26 protein-coding genes are annotated in these 26,285 nt (G+C 37.4%); 11 read left to right on the plus strand and 15 right to left on the minus strand.

Annotated features, from left to right (window positions below):
* Window positions 1–538: 538 nt before the first annotated feature.
* Window positions 539–832 (minus strand): bacteriocin immunity protein, encoded by a 294-nt coding sequence (locus FD29_RS07065; protein WP_057888238.1) that lies wholly within the window; start codon window positions 830–832, stop codon window positions 539–541.
* 144 nt (window positions 833–976) lie between these two features.
* Between FD29_RS07065 and FD29_RS07070 the strand changes: the two genes are divergently transcribed.
* On the plus strand, window positions 977–1,456 hold the full coding sequence (locus FD29_RS07070) for a hypothetical protein (RefSeq protein ID WP_057888239.1): 480 nt from the start codon (window positions 977–979) through the stop codon (window positions 1,454–1,456).
* On the opposite strand, the gene FD29_RS07075 is transcribed toward FD29_RS07070, so the two are convergent.
* Entirely contained in the window at window positions 1,453–1,827 is a 375-nt protein-coding gene (locus tag FD29_RS07075) for a hypothetical protein (RefSeq protein WP_057888240.1), read from the minus strand. The two genes, FD29_RS07070 and FD29_RS07075, sit on opposite strands and share 4 nt — an antisense overlap.
* Before the next feature lie 506 nt (window positions 1,828–2,333).
* Here FD29_RS07075 and FD29_RS07080 point away from each other — a divergent pair.
* Genes FD29_RS07080 through FD29_RS07090 form a run of 3 tightly spaced genes read left to right on the plus strand, consistent with a single transcriptional unit; the run spans window position 2,334 to window position 5,519 of the window.
* Window positions 2,334–2,846 (plus strand): DUF1440 domain-containing protein, encoded by a 513-nt coding sequence (locus tag FD29_RS07080; protein ID WP_057888241.1) that lies wholly within the window; start codon window positions 2,334–2,336, stop codon window positions 2,844–2,846.
* Window positions 2,847–2,855: 9 nt separating this feature from the next.
* A complete protein-coding gene (locus tag FD29_RS07085; protein WP_057888242.1) occupies window positions 2,856–4,169 on the plus strand; it encodes an MFS transporter in 1,314 nt (437 codons plus the stop codon).
* Between the two features lie 12 nt (window positions 4,170–4,181).
* Window positions 4,182–5,519: a replication-associated recombination protein A gene (locus FD29_RS07090; RefSeq protein WP_057888243.1), complete on the plus strand. Its 1,338-nt coding sequence runs from the start codon at window positions 4,182–4,184 to the stop codon at window positions 5,517–5,519.
* A 94-nt stretch (window positions 5,520–5,613) separates the two neighbouring features.
* On the opposite strand, the gene FD29_RS07095 is transcribed toward FD29_RS07090, so the two are convergent.
* From FD29_RS07095 to FD29_RS07120, 6 genes are all read right to left on the minus strand, one after another.
* Complete coding sequence (locus FD29_RS07095) at window positions 5,614–7,077, minus strand: collagen-binding domain-containing protein (protein ID WP_057888244.1); 1,464 nt, start codon at window positions 7,075–7,077, stop codon at window positions 5,614–5,616.
* Between the two features lie 169 nt (window positions 7,078–7,246).
* The gene (locus tag FD29_RS07100) at window positions 7,247–8,227 is read right to left on the minus strand and encodes a Gfo/Idh/MocA family protein (protein ID WP_057888245.1); all 981 of its coding nucleotides are present in this window, start codon (window positions 8,225–8,227) and stop codon (window positions 7,247–7,249) included.
* Between the two features lie 2 nt (window positions 8,228–8,229).
* Window positions 8,230–8,889 carry a ribose-5-phosphate isomerase A gene (locus tag FD29_RS07105; protein WP_057888246.1) on the minus strand — a complete coding sequence of 220 codons (660 nt, stop codon included), beginning with the start codon at window positions 8,887–8,889 and terminating at the stop codon, window positions 8,230–8,232.
* Between the two features lie 96 nt (window positions 8,890–8,985).
* Entirely contained in the window at window positions 8,986–9,813 is an 828-nt protein-coding gene (locus tag FD29_RS07110) for a MurR/RpiR family transcriptional regulator (RefSeq protein ID WP_057888247.1), read from the minus strand.
* Window positions 9,814–10,299: 486 nt separating this feature from the next.
* A complete protein-coding gene (locus FD29_RS07115) occupies window positions 10,300–11,007 on the minus strand; it encodes a C40 family peptidase (protein WP_057888248.1) in 708 nt (235 codons plus the stop codon).
* A 212-nt stretch (window positions 11,008–11,219) separates the two neighbouring features.
* The gene (locus tag FD29_RS07120) at window positions 11,220–11,777 is read right to left on the minus strand and encodes a guanylate kinase (RefSeq protein ID WP_057888249.1); all 558 of its coding nucleotides are present in this window, start codon (window positions 11,775–11,777) and stop codon (window positions 11,220–11,222) included.
* An 84-nt stretch (window positions 11,778–11,861) separates the two neighbouring features.
* On the opposite strand from FD29_RS07120, the gene FD29_RS07125 reads away from it, so the two are divergent.
* The gene (locus tag FD29_RS07125) at window positions 11,862–12,071 is read left to right on the plus strand and encodes a hypothetical protein (protein WP_057888250.1); all 210 of its coding nucleotides are present in this window, start codon (window positions 11,862–11,864) and stop codon (window positions 12,069–12,071) included.
* 49 nt (window positions 12,072–12,120) lie between these two features.
* Here the strand turns inward: FD29_RS07125 and FD29_RS07130 are convergent, their stop codons facing one another.
* Both FD29_RS07130 and FD29_RS07135 read right to left on the minus strand, forming a co-directional pair.
* The gene (locus tag FD29_RS07130) at window positions 12,121–13,071 is read right to left on the minus strand and encodes a hypothetical protein (RefSeq protein WP_057888251.1); all 951 of its coding nucleotides are present in this window, start codon (window positions 13,069–13,071) and stop codon (window positions 12,121–12,123) included.
* Between the two features lie 186 nt (window positions 13,072–13,257).
* On the minus strand, window positions 13,258–13,884 hold the full coding sequence (locus FD29_RS07135; RefSeq protein WP_057888252.1) for an LVIS_2131 family protein: 627 nt from the start codon (window positions 13,882–13,884) through the stop codon (window positions 13,258–13,260).
* Window positions 13,885–14,155: 271 nt separating this feature from the next.
* Between FD29_RS07135 and nrdH the strand changes: the two genes are divergently transcribed.
* From nrdH to nrdF, 4 genes are read left to right on the plus strand one after another with little or no spacing between them, the layout of a single operon-like run.
* Window positions 14,156–14,386, plus strand: coding sequence for a glutaredoxin-like protein NrdH (nrdH, locus tag FD29_RS07140; protein WP_057888253.1), 231 nt, complete (start codon window positions 14,156–14,158; stop codon window positions 14,384–14,386).
* Window positions 14,387–14,388: 2 nt separating this feature from the next.
* Window positions 14,389–14,763: a class Ib ribonucleoside-diphosphate reductase assembly flavoprotein NrdI gene (gene nrdI / locus FD29_RS07145; RefSeq protein WP_057888254.1), complete on the plus strand. Its 375-nt coding sequence runs from the start codon at window positions 14,389–14,391 to the stop codon at window positions 14,761–14,763.
* Window positions 14,744–16,921, plus strand: coding sequence for a class 1b ribonucleoside-diphosphate reductase subunit alpha (gene nrdE, locus FD29_RS07150; RefSeq protein ID WP_162253421.1), 2,178 nt, complete (start codon window positions 14,744–14,746; stop codon window positions 16,919–16,921). Before nrdI ends, nrdE begins: the two co-directional genes overlap by 20 nt.
* A gap of 15 nt (window positions 16,922–16,936) precedes the next feature.
* On the plus strand, window positions 16,937–17,962 hold the full coding sequence (nrdF, locus tag FD29_RS07155) for a class 1b ribonucleoside-diphosphate reductase subunit beta (protein ID WP_057888255.1): 1,026 nt from the start codon (window positions 16,937–16,939) through the stop codon (window positions 17,960–17,962).
* A gap of 60 nt (window positions 17,963–18,022) precedes the next feature.
* Here nrdF and FD29_RS07160 read toward each other — a convergent pair whose 3' ends face one another.
* On the minus strand, window positions 18,023–18,463 hold the full coding sequence (locus tag FD29_RS07160) for a MarR family winged helix-turn-helix transcriptional regulator (protein WP_057888256.1): 441 nt from the start codon (window positions 18,461–18,463) through the stop codon (window positions 18,023–18,025).
* A 264-nt stretch (window positions 18,464–18,727) separates the two neighbouring features.
* On the opposite strand from FD29_RS07160, the gene FD29_RS07165 reads away from it, so the two are divergent.
* Together FD29_RS07165 and FD29_RS07170 are read left to right on the plus strand one after the other, a co-directional pair.
* Window positions 18,728–21,037, plus strand: a complete 2,310-nt coding sequence (locus FD29_RS07165; protein WP_057888257.1) for an L-type lectin family protein — start codon at window positions 18,728–18,730, stop codon at window positions 21,035–21,037.
* A 191-nt stretch (window positions 21,038–21,228) separates the two neighbouring features.
* Entirely contained in the window at window positions 21,229–23,598 is a 2,370-nt protein-coding gene (locus tag FD29_RS07170; protein ID WP_147007910.1) for an L-type lectin family protein, read from the plus strand.
* 87 nt (window positions 23,599–23,685) lie between these two features.
* Here the strand turns inward: FD29_RS07170 and FD29_RS07175 are convergent, their stop codons facing one another.
* Genes FD29_RS07175 through FD29_RS07190 form a run of 4 tightly spaced genes read right to left on the minus strand, consistent with a single transcriptional unit; the run spans window position 23,686 to window position 26,205 of the window.
* Window positions 23,686–24,069, minus strand: a complete 384-nt coding sequence (locus FD29_RS07175; RefSeq protein WP_057888259.1) for a DUF1634 domain-containing protein — start codon at window positions 24,067–24,069, stop codon at window positions 23,686–23,688.
* Entirely contained in the window at window positions 24,069–24,911 is an 843-nt protein-coding gene (locus tag FD29_RS07180) for a sulfite exporter TauE/SafE family protein (RefSeq protein ID WP_057888260.1), read from the minus strand. The genes FD29_RS07175 and FD29_RS07180 overlap by 1 nt, the downstream gene beginning before the upstream one ends.
* Complete coding sequence (locus FD29_RS07185) at window positions 24,911–25,390, minus strand: hypothetical protein (protein WP_057888261.1); 480 nt, start codon at window positions 25,388–25,390, stop codon at window positions 24,911–24,913. Before FD29_RS07185 ends, FD29_RS07180 begins: the two co-directional genes overlap by 1 nt.
* A gap of 23 nt (window positions 25,391–25,413) precedes the next feature.
* Entirely contained in the window at window positions 25,414–26,205 is a 792-nt protein-coding gene (locus FD29_RS07190) for an alpha/beta hydrolase (protein WP_235804273.1), read from the minus strand.
* Window positions 26,206–26,285: the final 80 nt, after the last annotated feature.

Below are 26,285 nucleotides of genomic sequence, written 5' to 3' on the forward strand. Positions count from 1 at the left end.
ATACCAAAAATATTATTTTACAAAGTAAAAGAGCTAGCCGTTTGGCTAGCTCTTTTTGTATTTGTATTATTTTTCATGGGCATCTTCTTCTTTCATTTTTGAATTCTGCTATATCTGGGGAGGATATATATTTGAAAATTCTATTAGTTTCTTCTTTTTGGGGGAGGATATAAAAAAGATTAATTCATAGGATTTTTAGTTTTATAAGTTATTATCTATTTAATATAGTCTTGAAAGTCATCTCTTCGTTTCTTGACTATGCTTATATAATAACGGCTAAATATGAACACAACGTTGGGAAAGTAAGAAAAAAATAGTACTTAAATATGAAGAAAAATTGATGAACTTACATATAAAAAAATAAGAGTGTGACAGAACTCGGTTAACTTCCGAGCAATAATCGAAAACCCTCAATATTCGCATTATGAATATTGAGGGTTTTGCTATTATGCGGAAGAAGTTGAGTTCTGTTGCACGTTTATGCTGCATATTTTACGAAAAACATAGTTGTGTCACAGCCTCATCTCCATCAACTTAATTAATACCCATACCAGATATGTGATTGCTGCATAATTTTTTTCAATTCATCGGATTGATCTTGTGATAAAGTGATGTGATTTTGAATCATCGCATTAGAAACGGCAATGTTCATCCGACTCAAAATATATGGTATCGAAGACTCTTTTTTCTCAAGTTCAACTTTGTAACTGAGGAGGACTTTCTCTAAAGGTGCCTTAGTTGGATCACCACTCAGTTCAGTCAATAATTTTGCAATAATTCTAACTGCTTCATCCCCACGCTCAACGCCACTAGCAAACCATTTTTCACCCATAATCAATACCCCTCTCGATTAATTTCCATACGTATAATATAACGATTATTTAAAAATAGCTGCAAACAACATCCCAAATGAGCCTTTTACATATCCTGAATATCACCCGCGGTATAATTATCTTGAATACTAGGAGGATCTATTATGAAAAAATTCTTGCTTATCCCTGTCGTCGTATTAACTCTGATTATATCTGGTTGCACAAGTGCCACTTCGCAAAAAAACACTTCCAGTTCTTCCACAACAACTAAAGTTTCTGGCACACCATATCAGAAATTAAATAAAGCTAGTCAAAAACAACTTCAATTCAAATTCGACCCCATCAAAATCAAATCTAGCGCCGATGGTACTTTAAATTACAACATCAATCTTACGATTACTAACCGGACTAAAAAGTCAGTCCACTTCGATTTAGCTAAATTTGGTATCTATACTTCTCAAAAGAAAATCGTCAAGGCTAACAAGACCGGTATTTTAATTTTGAAAGCCGGTCAGACTAAAACAATCAATAAACTAATGACAAAAGTTAACGAAAAATCCTTCATCGATGGCAGTTACTTTATTTACGCCAATCAAGATCACAAACTTGCGGATATTGTCTTTGCCAAAGCTAGCACTAACTAAATAATTCTCTTACAAGCATCACAGTAAACAAATATATCCATTCTATTGGCTGCACCCATTTCTACTTGTTGTTGGATATCTAAGTTGAAGGCTCCATCTAGGGAACCTTGACGCAACGTATTAACAATAACTTTATAAGCCTTAGTTAGGGCCGCGTCAAAAGCCCCTTCCATAGAAACTACGATAACTCCAGATTCTTCGTCCCAAATATTATCAACAAAACGATATCCTGCTGGAATCGGTCCTTTAGATATTGGCAAAGAATTTTTATCATACATCGACCTAGTCAATTCCAATTGTCCTTGAACATATTCATTTTTTGAAACTACTATTCGGTCGACAACTGGTTTTTTGTTATCATTTGTATCCATCTTCAATCCCCACTCTTCCTTAATCACGTATTTATTTACAGTGTATACTTCTTTATTTGATTTGATTATCAACCAACAAAAAAACTGCCGGGGAAGGCAGTTTTTTATTTTTGTGATATTTGCGGGGAACAAATACCAAATTTGTATTAGGAAATTAACTTAATATCTTTTAGGGGGGAGATATATTTTTATTTTTAAGGGTTAATTCATATTTTTAATAATTATCTATTTAAAAGGTTGTGCTGTGATAAGGGATTGTTTGTTCATCCGGTCACCTCTTGTTCCTTTGTTATTTGACTATGCTTAAATAATAACGGGTAAATATGAATTAACAATTTCCAAAGTACGAATTAATTTATAACAATTTATGAAGAAATTGTGACCACAATCAAGTTTTAGTTCAAAACGTCTCATTCTATTGCACTTGAGACTTATTAGCTGAAATCGTTATCAGTCTGATTTATACTTAATTTAATTGAAATAATTATAGAATCGAGGGATTTGTTATGCATTTAAACAAAGATCAAAAAGTCGACTTGAAGGCCGCCATTATTGCCGGTACAGCAGCTGGTATTTTCTCTGGCTTCGTCAAATTAGGTTGGGAGAACGTCTTGCCCCCACGTACACCAGCACGTGATGCCGTAAATCCTCCCCAAACCTTGATGGAACAAGCTGGACTTCCTAAGAGCATTACCCGGGGAACATATACTTATTCTGATCACCAAATGCCTTGGGCCAGTTTTTTGATGCACTTTGGCTTCTCAACTTCATTCGCTATCATCTATGAAGTTTTGGCTCAATATCAACCATTCATCAGAAAAGGTTCCGGTGCCATCTTTGGCTTAGCTATCTGGGTCGCCTTCCATATTGGTATCATGCCCATGATGAAGACTGTTCCTTCTCCAAAGGATCAACCAACTGAAGAACATATTTCTGAAGCTCTCGGTCACATTGCTTGGATGTGGACAAACGATATCGTCGGTCGTGAACTTTATCGTCGTTTAACGGCGCAAAAATAGGCGTTATTTTTGGGCAAATGGAAAACATCCCTAACTGAACGGATCAGCTATGGACTAAGTGATGCGGCAGATAATTTAGTTTTCCAAATGATGACCACTTATCTATTATTCTTTTATACCGATGTTTTCGGACTGACTGCCAGTGAGGTCGCAATTCTCTTTGTCGTTGCACGAACTGCGGACGTTTTTGAAAGCTTTATTATCGGTGTCATGATCGACAACACCCACTCCAAATGGGGTAAAAGTCGGCCATTCTTCTTGTGGTACTCATTTCCTTACGTTATCTTCGCTGTTTTAACTTTCGTTACGCCTAATTTCCTACCACATTCTGGGAAATTGATCTGGGCTTATGTCACATACTTAGGACTCGGATTCTTCTACACTGCTGTCAACTTACCAATTACTTCGATCCTGCCTACTATGACTAACAATGAACAAGAGACCACGCTTTTAGGCGTTATTAGACAATTTTTTGGTAGTTCCGTGCAAATCATTGTGGCCGTCTTTACCATTCCGCTCGTCGAATTATTTGGCAAAGGCGATCAGCAAAAAGGGTTCTTAGGTACGATCATGCTCTTTGGCTTGATTTCCTTGATCTTGATTCTCAACACATTCTTTCACGTTAGAGAACGATTCACTAACAAAGAGATCAATCACCAACCATTCGCTGAAGTCTGGCGTATGTTGCGCAAAAATAAACCGTGGATCATTATTTCGATCGTCATCTTCTTGTACTGGCTGACGACAGCAATTAAGAATCAAACGACTATTTACTACTTCAAATACGTCATGCACGATGAAAACTTAGTCTCATTGGCCAATAGTTTCACGCTGACGGCTTTGATCGGGGTCGTTGCTATTTACTTTGTCTCAGCTAAACTAGGCAAGAAACGCACGATGCTACTCGGTATCGCCACAGCTTTTGTCGGTCAAATAGTTATTACTTTCGCCACTTACATGAAGAATTTACCAATACTATTCAGTGGCATTTTCATCAACTGTATCGGTGGCGGTTTTATCATCGGATTAGTTTCGATCATGATTGCTGATACGATCCGCTACGGTACGTCAATGGGAATCCAAGCCGAGGGCGTATTGGCATCAACGGATGACTTCGGAGTCAACTTAGGCCTTGGCCTCGGTGGTCTGATCACCGCTGAATCGCTCCAAATTTCCGGTTACGTTTCTAATCGGACGCAGACTGCGCAAACTATTTCCGCCATCAATTTAAATTACGCATTGATTCCTTTGGCTCTTTACCTAATCATGTTTTTGATCTTGTTAGGTTACAATGAGAACAAAATCAATGCCGCTATCAAATAAAGAAGGTTCAATATGCAACAAGAATCGCTTTTCGCAAATCAGAACAACGACGACAATACTCCTCTAGCCAATCGGGTCCGCCCAACGACACTAGAGGATTTTGTCGGTCAACAGCACTTGATCGGTGCTGGAAAAATTTTACGTGACATTATCGATCAAGACAAAATCCCTTCGTTGATTTTTTGGGGTCCCCCAGGGGTCGGTAAAACTACGCTGGCCGAAATAATTGCCAAGAAAACTAAGGCTAATTTCATCACTTTCAGTGCCGTCACCAGTGGCATCAATGACATCAAGAAAGTGATGAAGGAAGCTGAAATGAATCGAGAAATGGGTCAAAAGACGATTGTCTTCATCGATGAGATCCATCGTTTCAATAAAGCTCAACAAGATGCGTTCTTACCTTTTGTTGAAAAAGGCAGCATCACCTTGATTGGTGCTACGACTGAGAATCCTTCGTTTGAAATCAACTCGGCTTTGCTTTCCCGTTGTAAAGTCTTTGTTCTCAAGTCGCTGACTAAGGATGACTTGATCGAACTACTCAAGAAAGTCCTTGCTAATCCCAAGAGTTTTCCCGATTTGACCGTCAAAATTGCTCCCGACACTTTGGAATTCATTGCAGCGTACGCTAATGGTGACGCTAGAAGCGCTTTGAATACTTTGGAAATGGCTGTCATCAATTCAGAAACGACCGATAAAGTTGCTAAGGTTAATTTGGAAGACGTTCGTCAACTGTTGAACACCAAATCATTGCGCTACGACAAGAACGGCGAAGAACACTACAATATCATTTCGGCTCTGCACAAATCCATGCGCAACAGCGATACCGATGCGGCCATTTATTGGGTGACCCGCATGCTCGACGGTGGCGAGGACCCGCTTTATATTGCCAGAAGATTAGTTCGTTTTGCCAGTGAAGACATTGGTTTGGCTGACACCAACGCTTTAAACGTCGCCATCAATACCTTTCAAGCTTGCCAATTCCTAGGCATGCCTGAATGTAACGTCCACTTAGTCGAATGCGTTATCTACTTATCTGTTGCGCCAAAGTCTAACGCATCTTACAAAGCCTTGCTTCACGCCCAAAAAGATGTCAAGAAGTACGGTAATTTACCAGTTCCTTTACAGATCCGCAACGCTCCTACTAAGTTGATGAAGGATCTCGGCTACGGTAAGAATTATCAATTAGCGCACGATAGTAAAGACAAGCTGACCGATATGCAGACCGTACCACCGGAAATCAAAGGCACTAAATATTACGTTCCTACTGAGCAAGGAAAAGAACGGCTCTTCAAACAACGTTTGGAATATATTAATCAATGGCATCAACAACATGACAACGATTCTAAATAAATGAAAATAAGGACGATAAACCCGTTTTGGAGTTTATCGTCCTTATTTTGATTAACTGGATAGTACGAACTAAGACGTTCATACTTCTAACCCATCATTTTTTTCTTTCTTTTCTATTTATCAAAGTAACTGCTAATAACATAAAACCTACAATTGGCGCAAGAATACCAGACTTTACTCCTGTTGAAGGCAATTTGCTATTGGTACTCATTGGCTCTGTTTCATCAACCGGTAAAGCTGATTTCATTTGGGTTGTTTCGATAACATTTGCTGGTAATTTTTCGCTTTCAGTGTCAGTATATTCGCTGCTACCTTCTACTTTTACCAAATCTGGGTCTATGTTTAAGTCTGGATCTGGTGTTGGGGTTGGTTCTGGGTCCGGATTTGGTTCTGGATCTGGTTCTGGATTGGGAATACTCTCAGGTTCTGGAGTTTCATTTTGATAATCCCAACGATGAGTTTCGCCACCATTAACATTTATCTTATTGGCAATGATATTACCATCCAAATTATGCTTCACTTCCAACTCGGCTTTTGGACTCAGAACGCTTCCCATAAAAACTCTGTCAAAAAGTACTTTCCCTCTGAACAACTGATCAGCACTCGTACTATCGTAAAAATTCCAAAGTAGATGGTTATCATCAAAAAGTTCAGTTTCCTGTGGCTCACGTTGATTATCAGTTCCTAATTCTTCGCCATTGTCGTAATATAATTCAATTTGAGAATTCATTACGTATTCACTTACCCCAGATGTATCAACGTTAATCACTACATTGGTGCCACCAGCATCAGCAGACAACCCTTTAATTTTCAACGGTGTTCCTGAATTCAACACATCGGAAGATAATTTCAAAACAATCTGATTATGATCATTAGGTTGATAATCTCTTATATCGATTGTTCTGTTATTTGGATCCACAAAATTTTCTGAAGTAATTTCAGCGTGCCTTTTTCTTTGGATCAATTCTTGCGATTTACTGGCCAATTCTTGGAAGGACTTCTCAAAATCAATGTATTTATTAGTACCTTTATCTTGATAAGTTTCTTCTTTTAGTAAATTCCCCAATCTAACCAAGTTAACCGTTGGACACTTAATATCGCTGAAATCAATTTCATTATTGATTCCAAAGATAACCTTATTTTTTCGAATATCACCACTGGAAACAAAGGAACTTGCTGCTATTTTTTTAGCATCCTCAATATAAGAAATATCATCAGTAACTAAGTTATTAATGATATTCGTTCCAAAATTAACATTTCCATATAAAACTCCTGTGGCTACATTTCCATTAGTATGTGTATTCAAATGTGCCTCGTTTGCAAAGATATGAAAATGAGCTGCATATCCCAATTCATTTTGTTGGTAATTGGGAAAATCCGTTTCAACATTGCCCCCATCTTTGATTTCATTATCAGAAATTTTTGCCTGTGCTTGGATAGCTTTTTTTTCCGATAATTCATCTGCTTTTACAATGATCACTGTATTCATTCCAACTAAAGCTGTTGCACTAACAGCTAAAAACGATAACGCCCACTTCTTTCCCTTTTTAATTGTCATAAATTTGATACCATCTCTCTAAAGATTTTTTGTGACAATATTATCTATTATTTCAGGAATGTTCGTCAATCATTTTATATAAAATCATTTGTTGTTTTTTGAAAAATAAATTTATTTTTATAAGAAATATGCCAAATGAATATTATTTTTCAAAATTAAGCTTAAATCATCATTCAAAAGGATATTTCATTCCCCAATCATTTCTCACATCATTCAAAATATGTGCCACATCACGTGACAAAGCTAATTGACCGTCATCATGGCCGTTGTCGATGTACTTTTGCATATCGGCTACTTCATATTGAAGTGCTTTCGTATCGTCGCCAGCAACGATTTTATCTGTTGTTTGCGTATGTGCGTCCGCAGTATAAGTAATGTCAGCTTCGGTAGCACGTGGATAATTGCTGATTTCGACGTAACCTTTTGTCCCAGAGATCACGCCCCGCTTTGGTTGTTTGGCGCGCATTGATAAGGCCATAACTGCCATTTGTTCATCGTCATTTTTCAAAATAATTCCTGATTGTTCGTCAACGCCAGTTTCGAAGTATTTGACTGTCGTTAAGATATTAGTAGGTTGTTTAGCTAAGAAACTTCTCGCAAAAGCAGTGGCGTAACCACCGATATCTAGCAAAGCTCCACCAGCTAATTCTTTATTGAAGAAACGATTCTTAGGATCATAATCTTTCAAACTGCCAAAGTTGACTTGAACCAATTTAACTTGACCAATCTTGCCGTCAGCAATCAATTGTTTAACTTGCTTATAGAGTGGCATGTGCAGCAACGTAAAGCCTTCAGTCAAAATCAAATGCCTGTCTGCTGCTAACTTTTGAACTTCGTCAAATTGTTCAGCATTGACAGTAATAGCTTTTTCACAGAAAAAATTCTTACCGGCATTGAGGGCTTCCTTGATGTATTGATAGTGATATGTGTGTGGCGTAGCAATGTAAATTACGTCAATATTAGGGTCATTGATCATGTCAGTAGGATTCTTGAATTGATGTTGAATCTTTTTTTCAGCGGCAAATTTAGCCATCTGTTCGGCATTCATATCACTAACGCCATAGATCTCACCGTTAACAGCATTCAACGCATCAGCCATTTCGTGTGCGATCCAACCTGTTCCTATCATTCCCCAATTATATTTTGTCATAATTACAAATCTTCTTTCTTGATATGTTTTACGTCTTTATCAGTTGCTAATAACGCATCCGTTACAATATTTTCAAAATATGAAGTACCCATTACGCCGGTCGTTTGCGCTAGCTGTCGGTTGATCTCAGAAATATTGGTCCAATTTTCAAAGTGAATATCGACCAATCCATTGCCATTCGGTGTTCTGAACATGCCAGCCATCTCACTTGCTTGACGAATTTTGGCTGACCCGCCTAACTTTTCAACTTCAGTGATCACTTGCGGAATCGCTAAATCCAAAACTTCTAAGGTCAACTGAACGTCTGGATTCAATTCCTCTTTGAATCGTTCAATCGGCGCCATGATGATATAGCGGTCGGCTAATTGTGCGTATAATTTCTCAAACGTATGAATGCCACCGTTGCTCTTTAAGGCGTTCAAATTCTCATCTAAACTGTCACATCCGTCAAAAGCTAAGTCGAACTTCTTCACTTGTGGCAAAGAAACTACCGGAATTCCCAACTCTAAACAAAGTTGACGTGTCTGTTCGGAGGGACTAGCAATTTTGATTGTGGGTTCTTTAATAGCTCTGATCAATCGGCCAACTGTACGACCGCCACCGAAACTCACGGTCATTTGTGGCTTGATCATTTTGAGTGCTGCTGCAATTAATGGCTCCATATAATTACCTCTTCAAGAAATATATTTTCATATTTATTTTATATTCGAAATTTATTTTCATGATAAGACATAAAAAATATCCTGTCAAGCAGGATATTAAATTTTACGATCAGCAATCAATTCCTCATGGTGGGAGATTTTTTTCAAAGTCTCTTTATCTTGGCCAACTAACAGTAAGAATATCGCTTCGATCATCGTGGAGGCAGCTATTCTTGAGAAATAATATTCGGATTGAAAAATCTGTTCACGTACGTATGTCTTCAAATGGAAATCGGCTTTTTGAGCAATCGGCGAATCATTTCGATTAGTAATAGCAATTACTTTGATATTTTTTTCTTGAGCCACTTGTAATTGTTTCATCAATGATTTGGATTCCCCAGAATTGGAAATAATGATCAGAATATCTTGTTTGACCATATTCAAAGTTTGAGCGATCGAGGTCTCAAAAGCGGCATCGCTAAAAGCAAGGATCCCAATTTGATTGAATTTGTAAACCGCATCAATTGCGACTGGATAAGTATTTCCTTCAGCTACTATTTGAATCAAGCGGGCGTTCTTGATCAATTTTAGAACCTCTGTAATTTGTTTTGTCGACAAATTCTTTAATGTATTAGTAATTTCAATGCTCTTGTTAGTGCTAATGTTCTTCAATGATTTTTGAATATCATCATCGATCGTTACTGAAACATTGGCGTCGTCAGAAACTTGAGCCAGACGTGTCTTCAACTGATGAAAACCATCAATATTCAAATTTTTACAAAAACGCGATACTGAAGCATCACTGACGCCAGATTGTTTGGCCAACTGTGAAATTGTATAGTCGATCACTTGTTGGGGTTGTTTTAAAACTACTTCAGCAATCTTCTTGTCAGTCACTGACATATGGGGCAATTTGTTATAGATGATATCAATAATATTTTGCATAGGTGTTTACCTCTGTTTCTATTCTATCAAATTTTGAACAGCAAAAAAGCCTGCTAATAAGCAGGCTGCCATGATATTTATAAGTATGATAAATACCAACTTCTTTCTTTTTAAACTAAGCTACGGGGAATAGCTAGTTTTAATTAACTTTATTATCTTTAGGGGGGAGATATTTAAAGTTTTTCATCTGTGTTTTTTATAGGGGATTAAATAAAAAAGAGTTTTTTGTTTTTAAAGGGGTTATTTCTATTCATTGTTTTCAATAATTATCTATTTAAGATTGAAGGGTTCTCTCTATTAAAGAGTTATCTGATCATCCGGTCACCTCGTTTGCTTTTGACTATGCTTAAATAATAACGATTAAATACGAATAAATTTATAACAAATTATGAAGATTTATTGAATTTATCGAAAACATAAAAAAAGACCGCCAATCGGCAGTCTAAGTTGTTTATTGTAGAATGATTTGAATTTTGAATATTAAAATTATAGAACTTTAACAGCGAATGAAGGCATGAAGTAACCTGAGATTGTTGAAATCTTAACTGATTCGCCTGGTTGTGGTGCAGCGATGTATTGGTTGTTACCTAAGTAGATACCTACGTGGTAAGTTGAACCCTTGCTACCCCAGAACAATAGATCACCAGCAGATGCTTGAGAAACAGCTTCTTGTGTACCGGCACTTTCTTGAGCTACTGTATAACCACCGATGCTCTTACCTGTTGCTTGTTGATAAACATATGATGTGAAACCTGAACAGTCGAAACCTGAAGGTGTCTTACCACCCCATACGTATGGTGTACCAATGTATTGTTTAGCAGTACTGATAACACTATCAGCAGTAGCAGTTGAAGTATCTGCAGCAGCTTCTGTAACAGCTGCTTCTGTTGTTACGTCTTCTGAACTTACCCATTCGTTTGTAGCAACGTAGTACCATGTGATACCACTATCGTCTTGAACAGCTTTACCAACAGCCCATGAAGTGTTTGATGAAAGTGCACGACCTGAGTTATCAGCTGATGATGAAGGAGCAGTCTTTAAAATAGCCATTTTCTTTGTGTGAACAGCTGCAGGAACATCTGTCAATTGTGTTGCGGCTTTAGTAGTTGAAGCGTTTGATAAACCTAAACCTGTAACTGCTAATGCTGCAGCAGCTGTAAATGAAATAAGAATCTTTTTAACGTTAGTATTCAAAATTTAAATCCCCCGTAATTGGTTTGTTTTTTATTTTTTAAGTTTTTATTAATTATTAATTTCTTATCACTCAACGATGACTATATTACTCCCCGAATATTGCAGAATTGTTACAGTAATTGTATAAGAATGTTACACTTTGTTATTCACAAAATAATAAGGTCTAGATCATTGATTTAACAATGCTCTAGACCTTATTGTGAAAGTTATTATTATTTGATTTTTTCGATTTTTAGTATATTGTTAACGCTTTCTTGAGTTGCTTTTATACTATTATTAATAATTTTATAGCATTTGCCCGCTAATTCGGTCGGAATTTGTAGGTCTCGAAGGAATTCATCACTGGTAATTCGGGCTTGGAGGCGCTTTTTATCATCCCCACGATCTGCGAGTCGTTTTGTTACCGTATCGAGATCGACTTCCAAAAAGATCACCACTGCTTGGTCGCCATACTTCTCTTTGTAAGAGACTGCTCCTTTAGTATCGACGACAATACTAGCAGCATCGTATTTTGCCCAAGTTTTATTGAGACTTTCTTCAGAAGATCCGTACCAATTTCCACTGTATTCGACTTTTTCAAGGTAATGATTCTTCAAAAAGCTATCTTTTGTCTCAAAATAATAGTCCACGCCGTTTTTTTCGCCGTCACGTGGTAATCTAGTGGTGTGAGTTATAACACTCGGTATATGATAGGTATCTTGTAAATATTTGCTAATCGTTGTTTTGCCGGTACCGCTAGCTCCGGTGATAACAATAATTTTTTTATCCATTATGGAACTCCTATATTTGAAATATTTCTTCTACTATATTATTATACTAGTCTGTTAAGTAATTAATCCGAGGAGAATTGACATATGAAAATTGAAGATTTAGAAGTTGGTAAAGTTTACGATTGCTCCGTTGATGAAGATATGGATTACCCATTCCAAGGAAAAGTTGAGAAGGTTTATGAACACTCAGCTTTGATGGAAATTGTTAAAAATGATCCTAAAGATAATGCTAACAAAACTGAATTGAACAACAAGATCGTTGTTAGTATCAAGAAGATCAAAAAAGCTAAATAATTGCTGAATCAAAGCAGGATTCCCTTAGGGAGTCCTGCTTTTTTAGTTGCTAGTCTCCATCATTTAGACCAAAATCGTCGTAAGTATCGTAATAATCGTCATCTTTGTCATCTGCAAAATCAAATGTCTTTGGGTATTCATCAGTTGTCTGCGGTTGTTCATTAGTTGTTTCATTTTCATAGGAACTGCCTGGAACAACTTCTGGTCCCAAACCAAATTTTTGGCGAATAGCTTTATTCAATTCATATTCACTTTTGGGATAATGTGTAAAAATCTCCCCAGTTTGGGCATCTTGTAATTGTGAATCGGATATTGGCACTAATAATTTATCATTATCATTGTCCATATTACCCAAAGTATAGCCATTAATTTTACCATGTAATGTTTGATAATTAGCCAACACTTGCAGCTTTCCCGAAGGATCGACTTGCCGCAGCTGATTTCCCATTGGGAATTCTTGGAAAGCATAGTATCGTTCGATGCCTCGTTCTGAAACATAAAATTTTCCTATCAGTTTTTTCGTCACTGTCCCAAAATAACCGGTTGGTTTCTGAGGCGATAAAGTCATCAATTCTTTGTCCGAACGAGCTGTCTTAAAGTCAAATTGTGTTTCTGAGGAAATGCTCAGTTTATGATCCGCTAAAAGCACGATTTTTATATAACGGTCATCCCCCTTGAGAATGTAAATATCATCACTGACCTTGCTAGTTTTGACATTTCGCCATTCGAAGCCATTATAATCATCATTCAAACAATTCAAAGAAAGTTTCCCAGCCTGAATCTTCAATTCCCAAAATTCATCATTCATTATGCTATTTTGAGTAACTTTGGCATAATAATATTTTCCTTGCAATCTTTGGGGAATTCCTGTAACAAATACTGGACCCTTTTTAATAGTATGTGTTTTTGGAGTTACTTTAGGTTGGTGAGTTTGTGACTTGCAACCTGCCAGCGAAAATATTACTAATATGATTCCCAAAATACCCGTTATTGTTTTCACAAAATTCTCCTCAATTGAACTTTTCAAATAGCTTAGCATGAAGCAATTATCCTAAGATACTCAAATAATCATTCATATTGAGAAATAATATCGATTTATAAAAATACCAAAAAAATAATCTTTGATCCTTTCGAATCGAAGATTATTTTTGTTAGTACTCAAAAGTTAACCGGTTTGCTGCTCTCTCTATTTAGCAACGTTAATAAATGAACGTGCAGGAACTCTTAGGACTCGATACTCCATCGCATAACGACCAGCGCGTAAACCTAGGCCATTTCTAAAGTTGTTCTTGAATTTGGCTTGAACGGTAATAACGTAAGCATATTGATATTTTGAATCCAATTTCTTAATTTTTTTAACTGGCCAATCTAAACGAATGCCCGATACAGTGAATGGCAATGTTGCATCAGAGATTGTCGCGTTGTGGCTGGAAACAGTATAAGTTGAATTATTCAACCAATATTGATAAACCTCAGTCGTTGAATTGGATTCCTTTTTATTGATCTTAACGTAATAGCCTTGGCCATCATCAGTTGTTTGCACGATCATCGGATCGTATTTGTATGACACAGCAACTTCATTCTTATCAGTTAAATCAACTTTCGTAAATAAACTTGTATATAATAGACCGCTGACAGCTAAAATAACGACTAAAATTTCTACTAGGTCAGTTACAATAGTGGTCCAGGTAATCTTCTTTTTTTGTTCAACAAGAATTTTTAAATGACGATTTCTAATATTAAATACCACAAAGATTAATAGCGCAATCACAATGATCCACGCAATAATTCCCACAAAATTCCAAGAATTCATAGTTTTCTCCCAACTAAAATTAATTGTCTTAAATGCTCCATAACTCTATAATAGTCATTACGCTAATTTTACCACGAATCGAAAAATTATTTGAAATTGTGATGTAAAACGGTCAAAAATGTGTGGGTACATACGTTTGCCGATTTTTTATAATGACAGTATAACCGCGCTATATCGTGTATTAATCGTTATACCAGACACAATATATTGTGTTAATACCATCAAATGATTATACTGATTTAGAATAGCACTTTGAGAGGAAGTAATACTTATGAACAACGTAATCGTTTATAGCAAAAACAACTGCATGCAATGCAAAATGACTAAGAGATTCTTGAAGGAACACAATGTATCCTTTGAAGAAAGAAACATCAATCAAGAGCCACAATATCTTGATACTTTGAAACAACAAGGTTTCCAAAGCGTTCCTGTTGTCATGAATGATGCAATCGATCCCATCGTCGGTTTCCGTCCAGATAGTCTAAGAGAACTTGTCGACTAATCATGAAGGAAATAGCTTATTACTCAATCACAGGTCAAACCAAACGGTTTGTTAATAAGCTGGGTATAGATGGATATGAAATAACCGACGCCGATCCGTTCTACGAAATGGGTCGGCCCTTTATTCTTATAGTACCTTCTTACGATGACGATATGATGGACCCCGTGATTGATTTTCTACAATACAAAGATAATGCTAAAAATTGTGTCGGTGTAGCTGGCGGTGGCAACCGTAATTTCAACACCCTTTATAACCACACGGCCAAAGACATTGCCAAAGGATTAGATGTTCCTGTTGTCTTCGAATTCGAATTCAACGGTACGCAAAAAGATGTCGAAAACTTTAAGAAAGTAGTGAATGAAATTGGGATTAAATAATCTAGACGTAACTAAACTCAGTTACTTCAAACTGAATAACGAAATCAACATTCCTGTCGATGACAAGATTCCTTTAAACAAAGACAAGGAAGCTGTTGCAGCCTTTTTCTCCGAGAACGTAAAACCAAATACTAAAAAATTTGATTCATTCAAAGACCATATTGACTACCTGATTCAGGGCGACTACATTGAAAAGTCGGTTATCGACGAATATCCACATTCATTTATCGAGAGTTTGTATCAAGATTTACTGAATCAACACTTTCAATTTCAATCATTCATGGCTGCCTACAAGTTTTATAACCAATATGCTCTAAAGACTAATGATGGCGACCTTTATCTCGAAAATTATGAGATGAGAATTCTTTTTAATGCCCTTTTATTTGCGCATGGCGATCAAGAATTAGCTAAGAGTTTAGCAACTGAAATGATTGCTCAGCGTTATCAACCCGCTACACCTTCATTCTTAAATGCTGGCCGTAAGCGCCGTGGAGAATACGTTTCTTGTTTCCTACTCCAAGTTACTGACGACATGAACAGTATCGGTAGAACTATCAACAGTGCCTTGCAACTATCTCGTATTGGTGGTGGGGTCGGTATCACATTATCTAACTTACGTGAATCAGGTTCCCCAATCAAAGGTGTCGAAAATTCCTCATCTGGTGTTTTGCCAGTCATGAAGCTATTGGAAGACAGTTTCAGTTACAGTAACCAACTCGGTCAAAGACAAGGTGCCGGTGCCGTTTACTTGAACGTTTTCCATCCTGACATCATCGACTTCCTTTCTGCTAAAAAAGAAAACGCCGACGAAAAGATTCGAGTAAAAACTTTGTCCCTTGGAGTCATTGTTCCTGACAAGTATTACGAATTAGTTCGTAACAACGAAGATATGTATTTATTCAGCCCTTATTCAGTCGAAAAAGTTTACGGCAAACCTTTCTCATACATCGATATCACTAAAGAATATGACAAGATGGTCGCTGACGACCGTATTAAAAAGTACAAGATCAACGCCCGTGAACTCGAAGATGAAATCAGTAAGTTGCAACAAGAATCTGGTTATCCTTACGTATTAAATATCGATACTGTCAACCGTGACAATCCAATTGACGGTAAAATCATCATGAGTAATCTCTGTACTGAGATTCAACAAGTCCAAATCCCTTCAGAATTAAATGACGCTCAAGAATACACCAAATTAGGTACTGACGTCAGTTGTAACTTGGGTTCTACTAATATTTTGAACATGATGAAGAGTCCTGACTTTGGCAAATCGATCCGTTCAATGACAAGGGCTTTGACATTTGTCAGTGACGCTTCCAACATCACCGCTGTTCCACCAGTTGCTAACGGTAATAAAATGAGCCATGCCATCGGTTTGGGTGCTATGGGTCTGCATACTTTCTTAGCATGCAATCATCTTGAATATGGCTCTCCTGAAGCCTTGGAATTCATCAACGTTTACTTCATGCTGTTGAACTACTGGACTCTGGTAGAAAGCAACAACATTGCTAAAGAACGCCACGAATCATTTGCTAACTTCGACAAATCTAAATATGCCGATGGAACTTATTTCGATAAATATATTACACACAGCTACGCTCCTAAGTCAGAGTTGGTCAAAACTTTGTTCAAGGATATCTTTATCCCTGAAACTAAAGATTGGGGCGAATTAAAGACAAAAGTTATGCGTGATGGTTTGTATAACGCTTATCGGATGGCCGTTGCCCCTACTGGATCAATCTCTTATATCAACAACACCAGTGCTAGTTTGCAACCTGTAACGCGTCTCGTTGAAGAACGTCAAGAAAAGAAAAACGGTAAGTTGTACTTCCCAGCTCCTTTCTTGAGCAACGATACAATCAAGTATTACAAGTCAGCTTATGACACTGACATGCGTAAAGTTATCGACACTTATGCTTCAGCACAGGAACACATCGATCAAGGTATGAGTTTGACTCTCTTCATGCGTTCTGAGATCCCTGCGGGCCTTTACGATTGGAAAGCCGCTGATGATACTAAACAAACTACCCGTGATCTAAGTATTTTACGTAACTACGCCTACTACAAGGGCATCAAGTCCCTTTACTACGTCAGAACCTTTACTGAGAATAACGATGAAATCGGCAGTAACGAGTGCGAAAGCTGCTCAATCTAGGAGGAAATTTTTATAATGGTTGATACATATTACAAATCAATGAACTGGAATAAATTGGAAGACCAAATCGACAAGGAAACTTGGGAAAAGTTAACTTCACAATTTTGGTTGGATACACGTATTCCACTTTCAAACGACTTAGATGATTGGCGTACTTTGAGCCCCGCTGAACAGACTGTTGTTGGACATGTTTTCGGCGGTTTGACATTGCTTGATACATTGCAATCACAAGATGGTATTCAAGCCATGCTCAAAGACACTCGTACTCAAGCAGAAACGGCTGTTTTCAACAATATTGAATTCATGGAATCAGTTCACGCCAAAAGTTATTCTTCGATCTTCAGTACTTTGAACACGGCCGAAGAAATCGAAGAAATCTTCGATTGGACTGACCACAACGAATATCTTCAAAAGAAAGCCAAATTTATCAACGATATTTATCAAAACGGCAAACCTCTGCAAAAGAAGGTTGCCAGTGTTTTCCTAGAAAGTTTCTTGTTCTACTCCGGTTTCTACACACCGCTCTACTACTTAGGCAATAACAAGTTAGCTAACGTCGCCGAAATCATCAAATTGATCATCCGTGATGAATCAGTTCACGGTACTTATATTGGCTACAAATTCCAATTAGGTTTCAACGAATTGAGCGATGACGAAAAAGCTGAATTAAAAGATTGGATGTACGATCTGCTTTATACCCTTTACGATAATGAAGAAAAATACACCAAAGAATTGTACAAAGAAGTTGGCTGGGTCGACGAAGTACTTGTCTTCCTTCGTTATAACGCTAACAAAGCCTTGATGAACCTCGGACAAGAGCCACTCTTCCCAGACGGCAACGCTGAAGACGTCAATCCTATCGTTATGAACGGTATCTCAACCGGGACAAGCAACCACGATTTCTTCTCTCAAGTTGGTAATGGTTACTTGATGGGTAAAGTTGAAGCTATGAAGGATTCCGATTATGATATCGGTCGAACTGGCGACAACAAAACTCCCGATGACGATTCGTTATTCGGCAAAGTAAAACGACTAAAATAAATTTAAAAAAAAGACCTCTGATTAAAAAATCAGAGGTCTTTTTGCGTTCTAAAACTAATTTTACTTTGTTATATTAGTGAATAACTTTTTAGATAGATTCTCTAACGTATTCCATTCATCTTCCGTGAAGCCACTCTTCTCAACTAGAATTTCTGGTAGTTTGTTGATCGACTCACGCTTTTCAATCCCTTGGTCAGTTAAATGGACGTTTACGACACGTTCGTCCTCTTGGCTGCGTTTGCGAACAACTAAGCCTTCATTCTCCAACCGCTTCAAAAGCGGTGTCAAAGTTCCTGAATCAAGCGACAATAATTTACCTAATTCTTTGACCGTTACCTGTTTATATTCGTACAAAGCTACAATGACTAAATATTGCGGATAAGTTAAGTTGTTCTTGCTCAAACCATCGTGATATAACTTCTGAATTGCACGTGATGTTGCATAGAGGGAAAAACACAAATGATCGTCTAACGCTATTGGTTTACTCGTATCTATAAACATTTAAATGCCTCCTCCTAGTAATTACTTACCCACATTCTATGCTTATTCAAGAAGATTGTAAATTATTTGATTTTGTACAATTTAGTAGAAAACAAAATACTTCTCTAAACATTTAATAAGAAATATTGTTATTTTATTATCATATTTGTTTATATTTTTTATATAAAAATACAATGGATTTTGAGTACCTATACCATGCGTATACATCGTGTCTTTGCTACACTCACTTTGTGAAATAGTTTGTAGCGAGGGGACGGATTTTCCATGAATACACATCATATCTTTAAGAAAATACTACTATCCCTAGGGTTAGTCGGCATATTGGCGCTTGTGACGCTTCTGGGAGTTTCACAAAGTGTTAAAGCTGATGACAACAACGCTGACTATCTAAATGCTTTGAAGACAACACCCAAAGGTTTGAACTGGGATAATCACGCCTTTGTCATTGCTGATTTTGAAAAAGCCGCGGCGCAAAGAAAAGCCGAAGATCAAAAAAGTGGACTCTCAACAAATTACCGACCAACTTCTTCTATCAATCACCACTCTAGTATGGTCAACAATGCTGAAATCGTTAAATCCCTAAATCCAAATTCACCTAATACCAGTGTTATCAAAATGACTAATAATAATTGGCAAACTGGAGCTGTTTGGAGCAATCCGGATCAAAAAAATTTCTTTGACATGAGTCACGAACAGATTGCTTCGATGTGGCTTTATTTCGGACGCTCTGATAACACTTCAGCTTTACCCGGAAACGGTATGGCCTTTGTTCTACAAAACGATAATAACAAAGAAAATGCTATTGCACTCTCTCCGTCGGGCATCCCTGTCAACGGTCAATCCTTAGGTGTCTGGGGATCCGATTGGGACATCGAGAATGAAAATCATCCCGAACGTTTGGCTCAAACTGCTATTCGAAACAGTTGGGCTTTGGAATTTGATACTTTCGTCAACATGGAACGAGTTAATATTACCGGTGAAGGAAATTCCTTTGACAGTGCTATTTCCGAAAACATTAATTCAAGTTGGTCCCACATTGCTGGTAATTATCCAGCCCAAAGTGACACTTATCAATTCGGAGTCGGTTATCCATATTATTACACAATGAAACATGAACATTTTCGCCAACAACCAAACTTAGTCGACAGCAAGTGGCATCATGTAACGATCAAATGGGAACCAAATAAGGACGATGATAATTTAGGTATTCTTTCATACGCTTACGATGACAAAGATCCTGATACTGGCATGCCGCTCAATACTACTAATTCTTATAACCACGTCTCTTTTGAACTAGATCTTAAAAAATTAGGCCTATCCGGCAGCAACAAACAACTCTATTGGGGATTCACTGGTTCGACCGGTAGGAATTCAGAAAACAATTTGATGGTTTTTGAATCCATCCCTTCTTTCGTTGATGTCCATTCATCATCCAAAATATACGATGTAACTCAAGGCAATAAATTAGTTAACGCCAACGATACAGTTGATCCAAACAACGATATCAAATATGAATATTCTTTATCCTACAAAGGTTGGTCCAAAGGCTGGCACGACATTAATGCCTCCATCAAAATCCCTAAACACGTTTATTTCAACAGTGGTACTATCACGTTCCCTGATTCTCAAAATAAAGAACCTTATCAAATTTCTCCCTCGGCCTTTCATGACGGTTCTATTGACTTCGTATTGCCAGAAGCACTCGATCACGAAAGTCGCAACGCCATCATCACGTTGAATGGTAAAACTGAAAAGATTGCCACATCCACACTGGATGTTCCTTCAACATACGCTTCATTTGACGGTGATAATCTTATTACCGGTACTGTCACCGATCCATTCAAAATTAGAGCTCGAAATCTCAGTCTTGAAAGCAGTTCACCCAATCCCATCAAGACACCTCCTCATAAAAGTGTCGATGTTCCTGGTCAAGTCACTTACGTTGGCACCAACAATGCTAATCCCGATTACAGCAGTATGGTTGTACATCAAACATTAAATGGCACTACGACTGAAATAAAAAATGCTATCGATCAATACGGAAAATTTACATTGAATATCGACGGCAATCTTTTGAATGAAATCAATACGCTCAATTTTTACGTAACGGATAACGATGGCAACACTAGTAATTCCATTTCTCGACAGATCGTCTTCGGTGGTCTACTGGAATTTGGCAACATTCAAGAAAATGTTCATTTCAAACCCATCAATGGATCTTTTACCAATCAAGTCATCCCTCGCTTAAATAAATGGCAGATCGATGTCGTCGACAGTCGTGATAAGGGTAGCACTTGGACCGTTCAAGCAACTGCTTCTGATTTGGTCAATGAAACGACCCAACAAAAATTGGACGGGAACTTATTTTTCCGTGACAGTGCTGGTAAAAATAATCTCTTAAATAATCCCGTCAATGTCGCAACCCATATGAAAGATATCGATGGAACTCAAACCAAGAATATTACCGATGCTTGGACTAACACTGACGGTATTCTTCTGTCGATGCAAAAAGGCAATCCCGTCGGAACGTACCAAGGAAAAATTTCTTGGTCTTTGATCGATTCAACTACCTAAAAAACAAACCGGTTAGATTCTGAGCAATTGCTTAGGACTGAGAATTGTCTGTCGATTTTTGACGGATAATTTAATTACCAAAAATAATATATATTTGTTGAAACTTTCGTTCTCATTTTCAAACTAGATTTTCAATTATTTGATATGCTTTTTTTACTAAAAAGTAAATCAAATAATCGGGGGAATCCTTCATGAGTAAATACAAAAAATATCTACGAATACTATGTATTTTACTATTTGTCCTCCCATTATTTTCAGAGAATCAGGCTGTTATGGCTAGAAGAAATGATAAGGGTCACCAAACATCATCCCCAACGTTGTCTCAAGAAGACATAGATAATGACATCGCTAAAAAGGATTATCAAAAAGCCCTACAGACAGTTCCTAGAGGGCTACTTTTGGATAACAACGATATTTTTCAAACGGATAGTTTCAATGATAATGCTGCTACTATTCAAAGTGTTTTTGGACTCGATAAAGAACACAAGACTAGCGTTATCAAAGTTACCAATGGCATTCATCAAGTCGGTGGAATCTGGAGCAACATCAACAAAGATAACTATTTTGATATCAATCACGATCAAACGGCCTCAATGTGGCTCTATTTTGGACCCAATACTGCTAATTTGCCCGAATATCATCCTGCCGATGGTATGGCTTTCGTCCTTCACAACGATCCTAATGGTACCAACGCTCACTCCTATGGTCTAAAAAAAGGCCAACTCTCACCTGGTGATGGTGAAACTCTTGGCGTCTGGGGAACCGATTGGATCAACGATAAACAAATAAGTCCCCAAGATATCGCAAAAACGGCTATTCAAAACAGTTTGGCCATTGAATTTGATACCTTTTCTGACAATTTAGAGAAGTACGAAGAGATTTCTGGTGAAGGAGTATCGTTCGACGCAGGAGCTTCTAATAAACAACACATAGACCTTGATTTTCCAGCTTTACCAGAAACCTATCTTGCCAGATCCGCTCAACGTGATAATAGTAATGATAGAAAATACTTTTTTAGAATGCATCACAAACATGAAAAAGAAGTAAACTTAGTTGACGGAAAATGGCACCATCTCACAATCAAATGGTCTCGAAAAAAAGATTCTGATCCTAATACTCCGATAGACCCTGAAAATGGCTATCTATCCTATGTTTACAATGATAAAAATGCTGATGGAACTCCTGTACCCCAAAATAAAACGACCTTTTCTTCAGACGAGACTTATTTAGGGACTCCTGGTTCAATAAAAATACCATTAAAGAATTTCAATTTAAATGGCAATCATAAGTTGTACTGGGGGTTTACCGGTGCAACTGGTAAATATACTGAAAATAATTTAATCGCCTTCGAATCCATTCCTTCATACGCTGACGCATCTGCCAACGCTGAAGTTTACGATGACACTATGGATAGCACTCAACAATTATCTTCCCAAAATTATGCTTATACCAACGATGAAATTAGATATAAATTCACCCTGAATTATAATGGTTGGGATAAACCTTGGAATAATATCAAATCACAAATAATTTTTCCTGGCGAAAAGGCCTCAAATATCCAGCTGACCAGTGCAACTATTTCTTATCCAAACGCTGCCAGCGACAAAGATCCACAGCCAATTGAATTACAAAATATCGAAACTGATCCGTCCGATAAATTCAGCACTAAAAAGCTCAATTTCAATTTACCTGAAGGTTTAGATTCAGATAATCGTAAAGCAGTTATTGAACTAAAGGGTAAAGTCAAACATGATGTCGATGTCAATGTGCAATCCCAAGTTTCCGCTCTTCATGCCACCTTCCAAGGTAGTACCTTGATCACCGATACTGATGCTTCAGCTTTTAATATCAAACAACGAATCCTAAGTATCGAAAGTGATACTCCTAACCCAATAAAAGTCGATTCTGGCAAAGATGTAACCATCAATGGAAAAGTAATTTACAATATTAAGAATCCTAATTTCAATATGGTTACTATTTTTCAAAAACTGGACGACAAACAACCGATAAATTTAGGAAATATCGTCCAAAAAGACGGCACTTTTAAGTTCACCATCAAAGCCGATCAACTCAAGGGCCTCGATAAATTAACTTTCTATGCCCAAGATTTCCAAAATAAAAGTAACACCATCGACCGCGAGATTTCCGTTGCCGGATTATTGCAATTTAAAAATATTTCCGAAAATGTCTCCTTCCAGCCAATTGCCACTTACAATCCCAATAAAATAATTCCCCGCTCTGGCAAGTGGCTAGTTGAAGTATCTGACAATCGTAAAAAAGACAGTCACTGGACCGTTAAAGCTAAAGCTACAAATTTGATGTCTGATAATAATGAACTCTTCAATGGTAATATCTTCTTTCGCGACGCCAATGGAAATGATCATCCCCTAACAAATCCGACTCCCATTTCTCACCATATTAAAGATAATGATAAATTGCAGATCAAAAATATCACCGATGAATGGGATACTACCAACGGCATCCTTTTATCGATGGACAAACAAAGCAATGTCGGCAAATACACCGGTAATATTTTTTGGTCCTTAGTCGACGCCATATAAGATTTTCTCCTAACTAAAAAAGCACTGATTCTAATCACAGAATCAGTGCTTTTTACGTTTGTTCCAAAATAATTTATTTTTATTAGCTTAACTTCGATATCCCATAAACATGGCAAACATCAAGATAACTAAAACAATCGTTGTAATCACGACATATAACGTATCGTGCTCTTTATAAAAGGCATAGATTGAAACAACAACCCGCAATACGGGTGTCAAAATCAATAAAAAGACGCCTAACATAATAACTGCATATGACTTTCCTGAAGCTATTCCCGAAAAGATTGCACTAAAAGTTCTTGGAAAACTGACCATTGATTGACCATCTTTGACAACCGTCGGATATCCGGCACCGTTCATAAAATACAATCCCATACCGATCAAAATAACAATGGCCGAAGTGATAACACCGATACGTAAGATCTTACCGATAATGACTTCGACTTTACGCGTTTCTTCATGTGTTTGCATTAGATGTTCACCCCGAATCCTTTAAGAGCCATTTGAACACCCATGTATAAAATAATTGGGATAAAGATCATTCTGATAACTCTTGGTTTCAAAACTTGCATCAAACGGGCACCAATCGTGGCACCAGCTAAAACACCGATTGCCAAAGGAGCAGCGATATCAGGGCGAATCGATCCATTGAAGAAGTACACTGTCGCACTAGCAGCAGCTGTAACACCCATCATCAAATTACTTGTGGCACTAGATGGTTTTAAAGGCATTTTCATAATTGTATCCATGGCGATAACTTTGAAGGCACCACTACCAATACCAAGCAATCCAGAAGCTAATCCGGCTGCCCACATCATTATGAACCCACCAGGAACGTTTTTCATTGAGTAATCAACTTGCTTTTGTTCAGCTTTATCATAATACGTACTAGCAAGTTTAAATTTATCGACAATTGGATCGGAACCAGTGAAAACTGACTCACCCTTTTTATCGAATAATTTACGAATCATATTATATGTTGAATATAATAAGAAGAATCCAAATAAGACATATAAGAAACTACTTGAAAATACTCCAACTAATAGCGCACCCATTATGGCACCCACAGTCGTTGCAATTTCCAAAAACATCGCGACACGCAAATTAAGCATATCGTCTTTTAAGTAAGCAATGGTTGAGCCAGAACTCGTTGCAATAACGGAGATGATACTAGCACCAATCGCATACTTGATATCTAACCCCATCATGATAGTCAGCACCGGAGTAATAATCATTCCGCCACCGATCCCCAAGATTGCACCAAGAATTCCAGCTCCAACACCCATTACTAGGAGTAGTAGCATTGAATTCATTATTTTTCCTCTTTCTCTACGTCATCTTCCTTATTAGAAAAGTTTTCTACAGAAGTTTCATAGTTACTTTTCATTATATCCATTGTGTGTTTAATTTCAGCATTTTTTAAGACATTTTCTGAAATTAAATCAATATGAAATTTTGAGGCATTCAAATAATCACATGCAGTCGATAAGTAAATCTTGGTTTCAACTTCGGCATCGTCATCGAAGAAGTGCGTTACCTTCTTGGCATCAGCGAATGGTAAATTGATCACGCCGGTTTCCAAATAAAAATCAATTGGGAATTCAGCATCAGCAACGTGCATGATGACTTGTGAAAGTTTACCAGCTTTAATATCCTTTTCAATTTGTTCCTTGGCAGTATTCACTGACCAAAGATCTTCTTTAAGTAAATCGTCCTTACTAATATCGATCTTAGTTTGATTAAAATTTTCTTCCTGAATGTTTCCGATAAAATCTGTAATTTTAATTTTCATGCTCTTCTCCTAGAGGTATTTTTTTAAAAGTTTTCCACAACCTGCTGATATTTTTTCGAGTCTATGTAGTAGCTGCGAATGTGAACACCAAGGCTTTCATAGACTGTTTTTTCGAATTTTCCACCTGTGGATAACTCGTCTCTCATTTCAAATGGCACAGTAAAATCATTTTTACCATGCATAAACAAAACTGGCAATTTATTCTTAGCTAACGCCTGTTTGCAGTCAGTTTGCTTATATGAAAAGCCAGCCCTAATTTTCGAGACCATTGAGATACCTTTGATCAACCATTTGCCTTTGATATGGAATCTCTTTTGGCAATGGTAGCTCAAGATGTCCGCTGCACTCGTATAGCCTGAATCTTCAATTATCAGTTTAACATTTTTTGGTAAATCATACCCTGATGTCAACATAACAGTTGCTGCTCCCATTGAAGCTCCAAAGAGAACAATTTTATCATCAGGACGTTCTGTTAATAACTTGTGGATCCAATCGAGCGTGTCTAAGTTCTCAATATAGCCAAACCCCAAGTACTTGCCTTCACTCTTACCGGCCGCCTGGTCATCGATTTGTAAAACATTACATCCCAGGTTGTCGAAAAGCTGTGCATGAACGTTCAACGAATTGTGATCGACTCCGAATCCGTGGACCATAATTACTGTGACCGCCGATTCATTATCGGTAAACCAGCCATACAACTTACTGCCATTAAATTTAGATTCAATTTGCCATTCTTGCTTGTCTTTCTTGAGAAAAGTTTCCGTTTTCTCCTCTAGTCCTTCGTCCATCTTTACCTTAGGCGCTTCTGAACCCAAAGCCTTCGAACCTCTTTTTTGAATATGGCGAATTGTCAAACTAAGTGCAACGGTTTGTCAAAAAATACTTCATATGGGGT

The sequence above is a fragment of the Companilactobacillus mindensis DSM 14500 genome, assembly GCF_001434275.1.
GTDB classification, from domain to species: domain Bacteria; phylum Bacillota; class Bacilli; order Lactobacillales; family Lactobacillaceae; genus Companilactobacillus; species Companilactobacillus mindensis.

Coding starts and splice junctions, on each gene's coding strand:
- FD29_RS07080 (WP_057888241.1), top strand. CDS start 2,334: ATGCATTTAAACAAAGATCAAAAAGTCGACTTGAAGGCCGCCATTATT.
- FD29_RS07100 (WP_057888245.1), bottom strand. CDS start 8,227: ATGACAAAATATAATTGGGGAATGATAGGAACAGGTTGGATCGCACAC.
- nrdF (WP_057888255.1), top strand. CDS start 16,937: ATGGTTGATACATATTACAAATCAATGAACTGGAATAAATTGGAAGAC.
- FD29_RS07180 (WP_057888260.1), bottom strand. CDS start 24,911: ATGAATTCAATGCTACTACTCCTAGTAATGGGTGTTGGAGCTGGAATT.
- nrdE (WP_162253421.1), top strand. CDS start 14,744: ATGAAATTGGGATTAAATAATCTAGACGTAACTAAACTCAGTTACTTC.
- nrdI (WP_057888254.1), top strand. CDS start 14,389: ATGAAGGAAATAGCTTATTACTCAATCACAGGTCAAACCAAACGGTTT.
- FD29_RS07135 (WP_057888252.1), bottom strand. CDS start 13,884: ATGAATTCTTGGAATTTTGTGGGAATTATTGCGTGGATCATTGTGATT.
- FD29_RS07175 (WP_057888259.1), bottom strand. CDS start 24,069: ATGCAAACACATGAAGAAACGCGTAAAGTCGAAGTCATTATCGGTAAG.
- FD29_RS07125 (WP_057888250.1), top strand. CDS start 11,862: ATGAAAATTGAAGATTTAGAAGTTGGTAAAGTTTACGATTGCTCCGTT.
- FD29_RS07120 (WP_057888249.1), bottom strand. CDS start 11,777: ATGGATAAAAAAATTATTGTTATCACCGGAGCTAGCGGTACCGGCAAA.
- FD29_RS07165 (WP_057888257.1), top strand. CDS start 18,728: ATGAATACACATCATATCTTTAAGAAAATACTACTATCCCTAGGGTTA.
- FD29_RS07075 (WP_057888240.1), bottom strand. CDS start 1,827: ATGGATACAAATGATAACAAAAAACCAGTTGTCGACCGAATAGTAGTT.
- FD29_RS07170 (WP_147007910.1), top strand. CDS start 21,229: ATGAGTAAATACAAAAAATATCTACGAATACTATGTATTTTACTATTT.
- FD29_RS07110 (WP_057888247.1), bottom strand. CDS start 9,813: ATGCAAAATATTATTGATATCATCTATAACAAATTGCCCCATATGTCA.
- FD29_RS07065 (WP_057888238.1), bottom strand. CDS start 832: ATGGGTGAAAAATGGTTTGCTAGTGGCGTTGAGCGTGGGGATGAAGCA.
- FD29_RS07105 (WP_057888246.1), bottom strand. CDS start 8,889: ATGGAGCCATTAATTGCAGCAGCACTCAAAATGATCAAGCCACAAATG.
- FD29_RS07160 (WP_057888256.1), bottom strand. CDS start 18,463: ATGTTTATAGATACGAGTAAACCAATAGCGTTAGACGATCATTTGTGT.
- FD29_RS07090 (WP_057888243.1), top strand. CDS start 4,182: ATGCAACAAGAATCGCTTTTCGCAAATCAGAACAACGACGACAATACT.
- FD29_RS07070 (WP_057888239.1), top strand. CDS start 977: ATGAAAAAATTCTTGCTTATCCCTGTCGTCGTATTAACTCTGATTATA.
- FD29_RS07095 (WP_057888244.1), bottom strand. CDS start 7,077: ATGACAATTAAAAAGGGAAAGAAGTGGGCGTTATCGTTTTTAGCTGTT.
- nrdH (WP_057888253.1), top strand. CDS start 14,156: ATGAACAACGTAATCGTTTATAGCAAAAACAACTGCATGCAATGCAAA.
- FD29_RS07185 (WP_057888261.1), bottom strand. CDS start 25,390: ATGAAAATTAAAATTACAGATTTTATCGGAAACATTCAGGAAGAAAAT.